Origin of the sequence: Pseudoalteromonas luteoviolacea NCIMB 1944 (genome assembly GCF_001625565.1) — a bacterium.
In the GTDB taxonomy this organism is placed as follows: domain Bacteria; phylum Pseudomonadota; class Gammaproteobacteria; order Enterobacterales; family Alteromonadaceae; genus Pseudoalteromonas; species Pseudoalteromonas luteoviolacea_F.
Genome location: NZ_AUXS01000011.1, coordinates 1 through 13,355, shown reverse-complemented (window position 1 = coordinate 13,355; position 13,355 = coordinate 1). Strand labels below are relative to the sequence as shown.

At 41.0% G+C, this 13,355-nt stretch carries 10 protein-coding genes and 1 pseudogene; 9 read left to right on the top strand and 2 right to left on the bottom strand.

Features of this window, described 5'->3' with window-relative positions:
- Positions 1-65: 65 nt before the first annotated feature.
- The gene (locus N483_RS00525) at positions 66-701 is read left to right on the top strand and encodes a hypothetical protein (RefSeq protein ID WP_023398185.1); all 636 of its coding nucleotides are present in this window, start codon (positions 66-68) and stop codon (positions 699-701) included.
- A gap of 49 nt (positions 702-750) precedes the next feature.
- Here the strand turns inward: N483_RS00525 and N483_RS00520 are convergent, their stop codons facing one another.
- Positions 751-1,377, bottom strand: a complete 627-nt coding sequence (locus tag N483_RS00520; protein WP_023398186.1) for a LysE family translocator — start codon at positions 1,375-1,377, stop codon at positions 751-753.
- 276 nt (positions 1,378-1,653) lie between these two features.
- On the opposite strand from N483_RS00520, the gene N483_RS00515 reads away from it, so the two are divergent.
- From N483_RS00515 to N483_RS00480, 8 genes are all read left to right on the top strand, one after another.
- Positions 1,654-1,938, top strand: coding sequence for a hypothetical protein (locus tag N483_RS00515; protein ID WP_023398187.1), 285 nt, complete (start codon positions 1,654-1,656; stop codon positions 1,936-1,938).
- A gap of 696 nt (positions 1,939-2,634) precedes the next feature.
- Positions 2,635-3,210: a hypothetical protein gene (locus N483_RS00510; RefSeq protein WP_023398188.1), complete on the top strand. Its 576-nt coding sequence runs from the start codon at positions 2,635-2,637 to the stop codon at positions 3,208-3,210.
- Positions 3,211-3,655: 445 nt separating this feature from the next.
- Positions 3,656-3,973: a hypothetical protein gene (locus N483_RS00505; protein WP_023398189.1), complete on the top strand. Its 318-nt coding sequence runs from the start codon at positions 3,656-3,658 to the stop codon at positions 3,971-3,973.
- A gap of 19 nt (positions 3,974-3,992) precedes the next feature.
- Entirely contained in the window at positions 3,993-4,685 is a 693-nt protein-coding gene (locus tag N483_RS00500; RefSeq protein ID WP_023398190.1) for a helix-turn-helix transcriptional regulator, read from the top strand.
- A 277-nt stretch (positions 4,686-4,962) separates the two neighbouring features.
- A complete protein-coding gene (locus N483_RS00495) occupies positions 4,963-7,416 on the top strand; it encodes a TonB-dependent receptor (protein WP_023398191.1) in 2,454 nt (817 codons plus the stop codon).
- A 257-nt stretch (positions 7,417-7,673) separates the two neighbouring features.
- Positions 7,674-8,300: a hypothetical protein gene (locus N483_RS00490; RefSeq protein WP_023398192.1), complete on the top strand. Its 627-nt coding sequence runs from the start codon at positions 7,674-7,676 to the stop codon at positions 8,298-8,300.
- Between the two features lie 261 nt (positions 8,301-8,561).
- Entirely contained in the window at positions 8,562-10,781 is a 2,220-nt protein-coding gene (locus N483_RS00485; protein ID WP_023398193.1) for a DUF6351 family protein, read from the top strand.
- 488 nt (positions 10,782-11,269) lie between these two features.
- Positions 11,270-12,022, top strand: coding sequence for a hypothetical protein (locus N483_RS00480; protein WP_023398194.1), 753 nt, complete (start codon positions 11,270-11,272; stop codon positions 12,020-12,022).
- A gap of 537 nt (positions 12,023-12,559) precedes the next feature.
- Here the strand turns inward: N483_RS00480 and N483_RS27200 are convergent.
- Positions 12,560-13,355, bottom strand: a pseudogene (locus N483_RS27200) (hypothetical protein); the annotation flags it as partial.

The window sequence follows — 13,355 nt, the reverse complement described above, 5'->3', positions numbered from 1 at the left end:
AAATCAATACACAAAGGTATATTTATTGCTTAATTTTTCATAGTTGCGCAGTCGGGTTGTTTACTATGAAATTGACACAGGATGAGTTAAAACTACTTCATGAAGTTGTCGAAAGTCACAAAAGCAGTGAAGGTGAACTAATAGGTAGTGATGAGTCTTTGCCTGCATCTGAAGTCAAAAGGCGTCTTTATCAATTGTGGTTGGTTGAGCCGCTTGCTTTATACCTCGCCCATAACCAATACGCAGCCATAAAAGCGCTCAATATTCAAAGTGTTTTACAGGGTGATTTGGAGGATGAAAACGCTGCCAAAAATCAAAAAGTGACCACACTATTAGCGCTTATCAACAAGTTACCCGAAATTATTGATACCGGTAAATGCCCAAGAAACTGGCGGTTTTTCCCATCGCCTACCATTACGTTGGCACTCACGTATCCAAAAATTACCTGCCCAATCCAAAGCTTATCGCTGTCTGGGGCCTGCATAGCCTCTTTTCCATTAAGCGGCAGAGAGCATTTGCAGCACTTTACCAACAAGCACGCATACTTAGAACTTGCGGACAATTTACATATTCATGTGTTTTTGGAACGCGCGATCGCGAGAGATGAGCATTATATTGCACTACAGTTTAACCAACACACTCGCGACAACCCTATGTTGAAGCTACTGGTGATCAGCCATTTTTTGCAGTCTCAAATATAAATATGATTGCGGCATGTTTATGCCGCAATCAACAAACTGGGTTGATATCTTAAAGCGTCTGATACAGTACTCTGGCAGCCAACAAAATGAATGCAGCGCCGAGGACCTTAGATATAACACCTTGTTTTGAGTTTAAATTAAAGCGGTCATTGGCAGATGATGCAGCAATCGAAACAAAAATAAACCAGATAGCGTCTATGATAAATACGGTAAAGCACATTAAAAATGCCACCGCAAAAGTCATCGCCTCTGGATCTATAAACTGAGAAAACAAAGCAACAAAAAAGATAGCCGTTTTTGGGTTAACAAATGCAACCGTAAACCCTTCTTTTGCCGCAATAAACCAATCTGTTTTTGCCGCAGAGTTGGTACTTGCGTCGTCGCTAGCGGAAGGTTTGCTGGTCAAAATCTTATAACCCAGATACGCCAAATAAGCAGCACCCACGTATAACAACGCAGTGTAAACCGCAGGAAACTGCGCAATCAAACTCGCCAGCCCCAGCACTGACAATGCCGCATAGCTACCAACACCCAACGCATGTGCCACACTCGCAGATATACCTGCGCTTGGACCACTATTTATGCTGTGTTTTAGTACAACAGCCAAACTTGGTCCAGGTGACATAGCGCCTAATGTGCAGATCAGAGCCAAACTGAGCCATGCTGATAATTCCATACTTACCTCCAATAAATGCAGGCGGCGAGTTTACCTAAATTAGCGGCTAGGTGTTAATAAAAAATTGCCAAACACCGCTGTTTTTCAGATAAATCTAACTACCCTGCTTATCAGAGCTCGGAATTGGGTTGCATGCAAGGCTGAGTTAGGTCCACTTTTGCAACCAAATTACTAATTGTGAATGACCAAGCCCATATACATTTTGGTACATTTTTTAGCTCTTTATTTTTTTGAAAGCTGTGTACGATAAAACCTCCATAACACGGAGGAAAACACATGTCTGACAATTTAGAAACCTTTAAAAGTCACGCAGTACCACTAGGTAAATTATTACTCCATAGCTTTCCTAACGGAGCAACCCCAACATTTAGCACCGTACACCCCGACGCAAGTGCACCCACTGAGCAACAAGAAAACGCACTTAAAGAAGTCGTACACTTCTTTGTCAACGAAAAGCTTGCTCGTCAAAGTACGGTACAAATTGCACAAATCGTCTTAACCAAAGCCGGACTCAAGTTTCTTGGTCAAGAACTAGAAGCGTTAGATCTTAACGACAACTAATGAAAAAGCAGCTCATTTACCTGTCACACTAAAAACAAAGGCGCAGCTTACTTGCTATTTGGCTGCGATATTTATTCACCATATCAGTCAATAAAAACAATCTTTTAAATGGCTTTATATGTAGCCTAAAACATAAGGCTTGTTACATATCACACTTGTAGTTCTAGCTTCGAAATCCATGAGAAAAAGCGTTTATTTGCTGTGACATAAACACTGCTGGCCGAAATAAACCACAACCCCAAATGGTTGAAACTAATGATCAGCAGAGTATTTGAGGTGCTCGTCTACAAGTAGCTTGTTTGCATCGTTCTATGCTCAGGATAATAGATTCAACTTATCACTCATCAAGATTATTCGATTGAAAGGCATCATTTTAAATAGATATTGCATGGCAAATGCTCGAGCAGTCATTCCATCAACCAGTAAACAACGTCCCTATTTAAACCCACTTAATTCTGATTAAAAAACAAGCATAAAGAAAAAATCCAGCATGCGATTTATTGGTTAGCCCAGCATAACCTTAAAAATCAATATTAATAACACTTAATCAATCTAAAAAACCGCATAAACCATAAAAAAATTTGGATGTTTTTCACCCAATTTAGGTGTTCAAATATTAATCAACATCATGCTATTGTGTTTTTGACCCCAATAAAGGTCCATAGAAGTTAAAATATCAATATAAGGATTAATAAAATGAATATAAAAAAAATTGCTTTAGGATTTTCTCTCGTTCTCAGTTCAAATATCGTTCTTGCTGGTGGTGGGCAGGCCGTTAACTGCCGTATGGAAAATACTGGTTATCAGAATGTTTATGAAGGACAAGTAAGTTGTTTAGCATCAATGCGTAATGGCAGGCTTGTGAAGTTGGAAGATTATATTTTCCCAACGGTGCATAGCTCGGTTACGATAAACAGACTGGTTGGGAATGAATTTCTAAATTGTACTGCAAAAGTACCTTTCTCACATGTACAGCCCATAACAAAAGAAGTATGTGACTATACACCTTATGTGAATGTATCTGCTCGTCAGTATAGTGAAGGCGAAGCTGTTTTTGAAATTAGTGCCAATGACAAAGATGGGCACATTCAATCCAGAGACGTTCGCATTAACGGGGCCTCAGTTAGCAGTCACTCAGATAGCATCCAAGTATATGGCGCTGTTGGTGAAACTTTCTATCTAACAATTACGGTGACTGATAATGACGGGTATTCTAGTTCCTCTTCAGCAGGCATAACTATCAAACGCTTTGGAAGTATCAATCCTTTATAACCAATAAGCGAGCTTAAAACCTACATTTATAGTCAATATGCAGCTTCCATTGATATAAATACCAACTTGAACTCTGCCAGCGACCTTGCAGAGTTCTTTTTTTCTGCCTCAAAGTAATGATAGTTTATGCCTTATTATCAATACTTTTTGCATAAGTTTGGGAATCATCTAATCAATAGATAACTAAATAAGAATTACATCCTCCGGGACAAGTTCCGCGCGTCAAATACTAAATATACCTTTATAGTTCGTCATCGACTACCAAATCTATAAAGGTAGATTGCGAATAGGGATATCGCTGAGGAACTGTGCTTTTTTACAATCAACATAGTCAAAATGTCTCCCCATCTTTCAACTTAAAAAGGAATTTACAGGTGTTAATACTGACACTCCCTGACACTCCTCTTTGCTTTAATTACTGCATCAACAACAAGGAGCAACTACCATGACTCAAAATATCATTGAAATTGTCACATTTAAGTTAAACTCAGGCGTCACTATCGAGCAGCTATTAGAAAAGAGCGCGGCATTTGAGGAGTTTGCCGAAAAGCAAAAAGGGTTTATTTATCGTTCGTTGGCCCAGCAAGCAAATACTGATACATTCATCGATATTAGCTATTGGGAATGTATGGAAGACAACCAGCACATGCAACGTGCTTTTGAAGAAGTTGAAGTGTGCAAAGCATTTTGTGCGCTGGTCGATAAAGAGTCTGTTGGCATTAGCCATCATGGGATACTACAGCAAAGCGAGTGTACTGCTTAATTAAACGAAGAGGTAAATTGTGCATAAATCAGAGCGACTATTTCAGCTGGTTAACCATTTAAAAGGACGTAAAGTGGCTGTCACAGCCAAGCAACTGGCTGACAGGTTGGCAGTGTCTGAGCGCACAATTTACCGCGATATTCAAAATCTACAAACATCAGGTGTGCCAGTCGAGGGCGAAGCCGGGATTGGCTATCTTATCAAAGATTGCGATCTGCCACCGATGATGTTCTCCCCTCAAGAGCTGCAAGCTCTGCTCATTGGTAGCCGAATGCTGCAAGCATGGACGGATCCGCAATTAGCGCAGCAGGCCCACTCTGCTATCGCAAAAATTGAGGCGGTGTTGCCACCTCACTTAAAGCAACTAAGTGACAATCTGCCGTTTCTTGCAGTCGGTTTTACCCATGCAGAAAAAGATCAAAATCACAGCCAAATGATACGCTCTGCCATAGAATCTAAGCACCAGCTTTGTTTGAGCTACCAAGATGCGAAAGGCCAGCCGAGTAACAGAACCATCGAACCATTGGGCCTTGTTTACTGGGGCGGAAAATGGACAATCATTGCTTTTTGTTTATTGCGACAAGCGTATCGAGAATTCAGATTGGACAGAATAGATAGTCTTGAACAAATCGACGTGCAATTTGAGTTTGAGCAAACTAAAAGTATGGCCCATTACATCGAAATCGTCCGTTCAGAGCAATGCAAAACTTAAGTTGCTCAGTTTTTCTTCTTATAAGACCTGTAGCTGCTGCATTAAACAATGCAACAAAATTCACATTAAGCAGCAAAAACAAAACCATAAAAACACAATTTAAAACAATAAAAAAACCCACCAAGCACACAATAAAAACAAATAAATAAATCGATAACATAAATTAACTTTAGCAACTTTTATTAAACGCAAATGAGAGTTGTTATCATTTGCCATCACTGTTAGTATGCGCGCTCTCTGCGAATAAACAATCATATTGCGAAGTTTGGAGTGTAATATGCAATTCTCTCGTTCACTGAATTCAAAAAGTGTTCTGGCAACAGCTGTTAAAGTTGCTTTACTAGGTGGTGTTGTTGCATCAGCGCATGCTGCTGACAAAGCCCAAGACGATATTGAGCGCATCAGCGTTTATAACAAACATAACGCACTGATCTTAGAATCAGGTACTGCGACCAAATCAAACATGGCATTAATGCAAACACCTGCTGCTGTGGTTATTGTTGATAAGGATTTACTTGACTCTCAAACAGCAAATACGCTGCAAGATGCAATCAGAAACGTCAGTGGTTTTACTCAAGCTGGTAATAACTATGGTATCGGTGACAACCTTGCGATCCGTGGTCTAGGCGTAAACTACACTTATGACGGCATGTACGGCGGTGCAAGCCTTGGTAACAATTACAACCCAACTCGCTCTATGACAAACATTGAAAGCATGGAAGTACTTAAAGGTCCTGCAACAGGTCTTTACGGTATTGGTGCGGCAGGTGGTGTTGTCAACTTGATTGAGAAAAAGCCACAGTTTGAAGAAGCTTACGAAATCAGCACAAAAGTAGGCAGCTGGAACACATATGGCTTGATGCTTGATGCAACCAATGCCATTACTGACGACTTAGCATACCGTGTGGTGCTTAACCACGAGCGCAGTGATGGCTACCGTGATCTACAACAGGACCGCGATGAAGTCTATGCAAGCCTTAAGTTTGAAGCGTCGAAAGACCACTCACTACTATTTTCAGCAGCCTATATCGATGATGCTGTTCAGGTAGACTCTGTTGGCGACCCTGTTCGTATCGTAAACTGGGATAGCATCAGTGGCGATCCAAGAAAGCTAACAGGTGCTGACTTACCAAATGAAAGTAAGTTTACTGACGAAAATGGTATTGTTGAATATTTAGGGATCCAACTTACCGACGCACAGCGTGAACAACTTGCTGCTTCTATCTCTACAAGTGACGGCCTAAGACCGATTGATTTAGGTGACACAAGCCTAGTATCTCCACTTTCAACGCCTAATGAAGGTAAAGAGTTGCGCTTTAAGCTTCGTCATGATTGGCACTTAGGTGAAGAGTCTACACTGACCCAACAAGTTTTATGGCGTCAATATGATTCTGACTTAGTGCGTCAAACAGGTTCATACAACTATGTTTACTGGGAACGCTCAGGTAACATCAATGCAACACCACGAGCGCCGTTAGTCACAGAAGATGGTCAGTTGCACCCATATGCTGCACGTCGTCAAGAGTACCGCCGTGCAATCTCGGATGAAAAGACGTGGCAGTACTTCGCGGACTTACAACTTGGTTGGAGCTATGGCGACATAAGTGGTGAGCACTTGTTCAGTGTAAACTACGAAAACCGCGATATGTCATTCAAACAGTGGTCTGCATATGACGCAGATGGCACTAAGTCAGACAACGCGATCCCTTATATCCTAGATATCCGCAACCCTAACTGGGGTACTGGCGAATTTATGGATTACGATCCTATCGTAAGAAGTAATTATGATAAGTCACTGACTGCTTACGGTATTGGTGCACAGGAAGTTCTATATTTAACGGACGCATTAACTATGCGCGCCGGGGTCGCATACACCAAAATTGAGCAAGAATACCAGCATTTAGGTACAGCTCGCGCACAAGGAGTAGAGCCAGAAAACGATACAGATGACTCAGGTATGACTTATACATTTGGCGTTAACTACCAAGTAATCCCTGAGCTATCAGCGTTTATTAATGTCGGTAAAGGCCGTACTGCATTTGGTGTGCTTTCATCTATCAGTAACAATGTATCTGTACCAAATCCACCTGATTCAGAGTCAGAAACACTCGATATCGGTATTCGCTTTACCGCATTTGATGAAGACTTACTAGGTTCAATTGTCGTATTTGATACCAAACGTACAAACTTACGTTATGCAAATCCTGAATATGACGAGCAAAAAGGTCCTGAATTCAATGCCGGGATCCCTCGCTACAAATATGACAACAATGAAACAACCAAAGGTGTTGAGTTTGACTTAAACCTAGCGCTGGCTGAAGCATGGAAATTGAATGTCAATGCAACGTACCAAGATGCAGTGTCAATTCGTCATCAAGAGATAGATCCGGATAAAAGGGAAGCCCCCAAAAAAGGGATCCCTGAAAAAATGGCTGGCACATGGTTAACGCATACACTTCCTCAAGTGATGGGCGGAGAGCTAGAACTAAGCTTAGGCATGCAATACGTAGGAGAACGCACGGTAAACCACCCTTCTTTTGGTTTGCCGACAGCAAAAATCGACAGCTTCACACGTTGGGACATGTCTGCTGCATATTATTTAGACAGCGTCCACGTACAGCTTAACATTGAAAACTTAGCTGATGAAACTTACTACAGCAAAGCGCTGTTCTTAGGTGGTTTACCTGGTAACGAGCGCAACGCTAAATTGACTGTTAACTATCAGTTCTAATTAGCGACAATAAAAGGCGGTAAATTGCCGCCTTTTAACTTTTCCAATGACAACAAGTTAAATTCGCAAGCCACAAGCCTTACCAAACAGCACCGTTTTTGCTTCCTCTTTCTAACACAACACTTAAATACGCCTAGTGACTCATACATAAATACTCATCCGCTGTCTTGGTCTATAAATTGCTTAACTAACAGAGTGTTAATTCCAGTTTTGCCACCTTTAGGCAAAGTTTCTATTTCGCTTTCTAAGGCTCGGGTATGAATAGCATCTCAACGTTAAATCAAAATCGAATTTTTCAAGCTCAACAAAATACAGCGCAACATAGCATTGAAAAACATGCTCAGTTCGCCTCTTTGATGCAAGATGCACTCAACCCCAAACCAACTACCACCGACCCGGACCTCGTGATGCCCGTATCACTCAATACCAATTATGAGGAAATATCGGAACAAGCCAAAGCCTATTATGAACGTGCACTAGAAAACGCCAAGGAATACGTTAACCCCGATTTAGACGAGCGCTCGCAAGCAATTCAGCTTTATCAAGAAACCACAATCGGGCTCATGGATATGCCCATTGAAGTTGAAATTGAACAACATGAGATTAACGAAGCGCTTCTATTTGGTAGTTTGGGCATCGACTTTCTAAAATACAAAGAGTTAGGTGTGCGTATTGAAATGCTCGATCTGATGGAGCAAGACATAAATAACTCCACTGAGCTACTTGCTTCAGATAAAGAAAAGCTCATTGCAGTGATTGATGAAAAACGCAGTATGCTTGAAATGCAACGTGAAGAGATGCTCTCTGGCACCTATATTGAGGAAGAACAGGAGCACAGAAAAGCGCTACAAAAACGTTTTGATTCTATCGACTTTAGTAAATAGTCATCTCGTCAACAATTGCCACATTACAGCTGTAAAGTGGCAATTGGACAACCCTCTGATCCGCTGCTCTGTTGTTAATTTTTATTGTGCATCCAATTATTAGCCTCCATTTTATTACCACTTTTATATTCATCCATGTTGAATAATGCGCTGTTTTATATATTAATGTTTTCCGGTTTACCTTAAATAACAAACATATAACAACACATATGACGGAGCAATTCTAAACTTATAAGTAGTGGTATGATCATAGAGGTGCGTATGATTAAAAAGTTTGTGTTGGCCGTCACTATTCTCGTCTTTGCTAGTTTTGCTTTTTGGCTGTATCAAGACTTAACCAATGAGGACCGTAAATTTGCGGTGCAAAATAGCGCGCAAGCGCAAGCTAACCACTTACTGGACTTTAAAAGCCACATATCTCAAATAAAAAGACCCCAAGAGTATTATCAATTTCCTATTGCTATAGACGGTATCGGACCAAATACCAGCTTGTACTCCGGTCCCAATCAATACCCATTTTACTGTATGTCTAGAGATTCCTTGCTTGGTCAGCCTGAAATAGACAATCATCAGGCGCTCGGTATACCTGTATATAAAGACGATAAAGTCATCGGATACAGTAAAGATTGTGGCGTCAAAACAAGAATTAATTACTATACATTGCTCAATAACAATAAGGGTTTTAAAGCTGTAAAAATAAACGATTTAAATACTGCAAAACAAACTAAAACGCCTTTATTTAGAGTCGAACAAGGAACCATTAACCGCTTTATCTATACGATCGTCATGCCCATTGAAGCCGCTGAAGTCGGTGATCGGCTTGCCAAAAGTAAATGGAACAAACGCCTTGTTTATCAATTCAATGGCGGCTCGGGGATTGGATTCAGGCAAGGCAGACAAAAAGCAGCGCGGGTCATGACACGACAAGCGCAACAGTTGCTGGATGGTTATGCCGTTATTAGCTCAAGTGGAAACAAAACCAGTTATACCTATAACATGCTATTGGCAGAAGACACTGCGCGAAGAGTGAAAAAGCAATTTACAAGCCTATATGGCAACCCCCTTTACACTGTTGGTGTGGGCGGTTCTGGCGGAGGGTTAGCACAATACTTAATCGCACAAAATAGCACTGGCATTCTGGATGGTTTGATCCCACTGTACAGCTATCCAGACATGATCACCCAAACCGTTTACGCGCTGGACTGCGATCTACTCAATAATTACTTTACCTTCAGAGCACAAGACAAAAAGGCTTGGCGCAACTGGGAGAGGCGCCGACTTATTGAAGGAATGAATGCCATTAACGGATTCCCACAAAAAGGCGGGTTTTTGCAGCCGATTAATCAGCTCATGTCTGGATTTGTCCCAAGCTTCCCCAAAGGCAGTAGTGAATGTATCAATGGTTACTTTGGCCTATCGGCCTTTATCAACAACCCAAGGCAAGGTTTTATTAGAGAGCACTTTACACAATACGTTGTAGATCAGACTAACTGGAGTTATTGGCAAGACATGTCGCATGTATTTGGGGTAGATGAACATGGGCTTGGCCTCAGTACTTGGGACAATATTGGTGTTCAATATGGATTAAATGCACTCAAGGACAAAAAAATTACGATTGATGAATTTTTACACCTCAATGCTAATATTGGTGCTTGGAAACCCCAACACCAAATGAGACAAGAGGAAATAGTCTTACCGCTCGGTCACAAATTGCCAATCTGGCTCACTTTATGGGGTAACCACAATATTACCACCCCTATTGACGACATCGCGCCGAGACACAGCGGCTCAATTGAAGCCATGCAACAGGCCTATCATTCCGGACAAGTGTTTATTGGCGAAATCGACATACCTGTAATTGATGCGAGACACTATCTGGAAAACGAATTAGATATGCACCATATGTCTGCCTCTTTCTATAGTCGTTTACGCATTGAACAAGCGCGTGGCCACAGCAAAAATCACATTATCTGGGTTGCGCACAAAGATTATAACCCCACTAAACAAGCATTCGATATGATGGACGTTTGGTTAACTGAGTTGCAGTCTTCGAATACTCACGATGTACTTGGCGCAAAACCGGACGATTTACAAGACAGCTGCTTTGACCGAGATGGCTCTGTATTGGCGTCTGGTCAGGGCGTTTTCAATGGCAAATGGAACAATAGTGTAGAGGGTGCATGCCAAGCCCGTTTCCCTATGTTTAGTACAAGTAGAATTGAAGCTGGGGGTCATTGGGATGGAGCTATGTTCAAATGCCCGCTTATGCCAGTGAAAAAAGCCATTGAAAGCGGTGTATACGGTGCCATTGATATGTCCAAATATATGGATGATTTAAAAAGAATTTTTCCTCAAGGGGTATGTGATTACAATGGTGTAGATATGGGAATACCACGAGAATACATTTCGAGAAAAAACAGCGCCAATGAGGATGCTGAGTTAGGTTCAAACACGGTATTATTGACCAAAACAAGGAATTAAAATCAACCAGATATACAAAGTAAAGGCGGCCGAAAATAGTGACGTGCACTGATAGTATTATATTTGTCAGGTAGATCTTTTTATTTATTCATATTTTGGTCAATTTCCCTCATAGATTGTCGCAACGTGTGAATTGGTGCTTTCTCGGACAAAAATCCAACAGGCTTGCGCTTTGCTTGGAGCCCGCGTCAAAATTAACTCACAGATAAAATTAAAGTGCCAATGTGAATTTATAACCTAATGTAAATTATCATATTTTATGTTTTTATTATTGCTTAATTTAAAAATCCATTTTATATTCATATTGTTCCAATAAAGTGAACTAGATTTTTACCTGAACATGGAAGTTCAACTTAACTTCTCTGCATCACACCCAACATGCGATTAAATACGCAGCAAATTTAAATTGTATAAAATTGTTATGTTGTATTTTAGTTTGATTAAAAGAATACTAATATTAGGTACACTTTTTAATCACGGGTACCAATATGAAACTAAAATCGTTCGCAGCTTTACCCCTTCTTCTTTTAGCAGGATGCTCCACTGAAACCACAGAGTCCAAGGATGTCAAAACAGAAGCCATCTGGGCCGATATTTATGTTACATCGCAAGGTAAAGATAGCCGTGTTATCGCAGAGCTCAATGTCAGTGGCAGAAATGGCAACAATATAAAGCTATCAGACAAAGACCGACTTGAGGCCAGCGCGGCAGGTGTTACTAAAGCTCTAGAAAGAGATGACGACTTTTTTGATATTGATTACCGTGCTGTGTTCAATATTTCCGAAGAAGGCACCAAATATACTGTGACTCTAACTAGGGATGCAGTGGGTGACGCGCTGACGACCACGCTAATTATGCCAAAGCCATTTACGATTATTACCCCTCAAGAAAATCAGTCTTTTCACAAAACAGATACACTCGAAGTTAGCTGGACGGATAGTAAACAAAATAACACCCAACTTGATGCAAAACTTACGATAAGATGCAAAAAGGATGATGGCAATGAGGCCAGTGTTGTTGAAAATTATATCGATACCAACGATGACGGTAGTTTGAGCATAGACTTAGCATCACTTGAAGGTCTCAATGACTCTGTACTCAATAATAAAAAGTCGTGCGAGGGTGAAGTATTCATGGAACGCTTTAACCACGGTACGTTAGACAGCCGATTCGCTGACAGCAGTCGAGCACGTGCGATACAACAACGTTATTCTAAAAAGTTTGAAGTTCGCATAAATTAGTCGTAAATAAAGTTCCTAAGCCCGAGTGTAATGTATTCCCACAAGTATTTTCATCGGGCTCTAACACACTACATGATGATTTCAATACCTGCATGTCACATGGCACCTCACCAAATACAATTATGCAACTGAAATCCCATGAAAAACTCTCGTTCAAATTAAAGCTATGACCGATGCAATGAGTTGCGGTGAGGTTTAGTTCCTGTCCCATTGTATAAAATAGCTCTAGAAGCAACATTAGGTTGATCAGCTTGCTATTTTAATCGCACCGCTACTCAAAACAGACCATTGCAGGTTGCTTGGCATTCTTTTGATAGCAAATAGTCACGCTTGTTAACTTGGTTTTATTGGTCAACCACGGGTAAACATGAAAGACATTGAGAGGATTCTATTTTTCGAAAACGCAAATATACACGCTTTCAATAAAGACAGGATGATTGAAGGTTTTTGAGTATTTTTGAGCGTTTTTATTTTTTAGCAGATAAGCCAAAGCAATAAAAAGCCTATTCATTGAATAGGCTTTTCCACTCTATCTAATTATTGCTGGGCACAGTAGAGTCTCGCAGTTGAATTACAAGTTAGGTAAGTACTACTCGATCTCCATGCAACATCCGTCGCCCCTATATGGCCAACTCTTGCACCGACATTGACTGAGTATTTATCCCAAATAGGCGTACTTGTTGATGAGAAATACTCACAAGCATTCCACTTATCGTCACCTCCAGCAGGCGTCATATTTGTCCATGCATTTCCACCTACTTGATTGCCATTTTCATCAAGATCGATTGGAAGACTCAAGGTGGCCGAAGGATCAAAGAAGGACGACCCTTGTGCCACAATTTGTCCATCAACTCGGTAATACGTATGGCTAGGGCTAATATAAGATGATGCTAGAGATGCACTTACATTTAATAGTGCTTTATACGTCCCAGCAGGAGCTACACTACTAGCGTCCGCTGCTGCCTGGCATTTAGCATCCGCACCAGAACGATCTCCTAAATTACCATCAAAAACTTGACTGGTCGCAAAGACGACTTTTACACTCTTCGGCGCATTCCCTTCAACAAAAAGGGCCCAGTATTCCGGATGGGTAGTTGGTTTAATATCTAAGCTATTTGGCACATCTTTCAATGCAATATACATATTGCCAGTGAAGTTTACTCTTGCAACTTCTCCGGCTTTGTAGGAGTTTGCCACATCCCAAACCAATTTCGCGGGATCAAATCTCACTACATTTGTAACCGCAGTATCAAGATCTGTCTTGTTTGCTTTTAAAGCAAGCGCTGAGTCGACCGAAGATTGGTTTGCTTTGCCCGCCAATGCAGTGTCCATA

Coding starts and splice junctions, on each gene's coding strand:
- N483_RS00525 (WP_023398185.1), top strand. CDS start 66: ATGAAATTGACACAGGATGAGTTAAAACTACTTCATGAAGTTGTCGAA.
- N483_RS00520 (WP_023398186.1), bottom strand. CDS start 1,377: ATGGAATTATCAGCATGGCTCAGTTTGGCTCTGATCTGCACATTAGGC.
- N483_RS00515 (WP_023398187.1), top strand. CDS start 1,654: ATGTCTGACAATTTAGAAACCTTTAAAAGTCACGCAGTACCACTAGGT.
- N483_RS00510 (WP_023398188.1), top strand. CDS start 2,635: ATGAATATAAAAAAAATTGCTTTAGGATTTTCTCTCGTTCTCAGTTCA.
- N483_RS00505 (WP_023398189.1), top strand. CDS start 3,656: ATGACTCAAAATATCATTGAAATTGTCACATTTAAGTTAAACTCAGGC.
- N483_RS00495 (WP_023398191.1), top strand. CDS start 4,963: ATGCAATTCTCTCGTTCACTGAATTCAAAAAGTGTTCTGGCAACAGCT.
- N483_RS00490 (WP_023398192.1), top strand. CDS start 7,674: ATGAATAGCATCTCAACGTTAAATCAAAATCGAATTTTTCAAGCTCAA.
- N483_RS00485 (WP_023398193.1), top strand. CDS start 8,562: ATGATTAAAAAGTTTGTGTTGGCCGTCACTATTCTCGTCTTTGCTAGT.
- N483_RS00480 (WP_023398194.1), top strand. CDS start 11,270: ATGAAACTAAAATCGTTCGCAGCTTTACCCCTTCTTCTTTTAGCAGGA.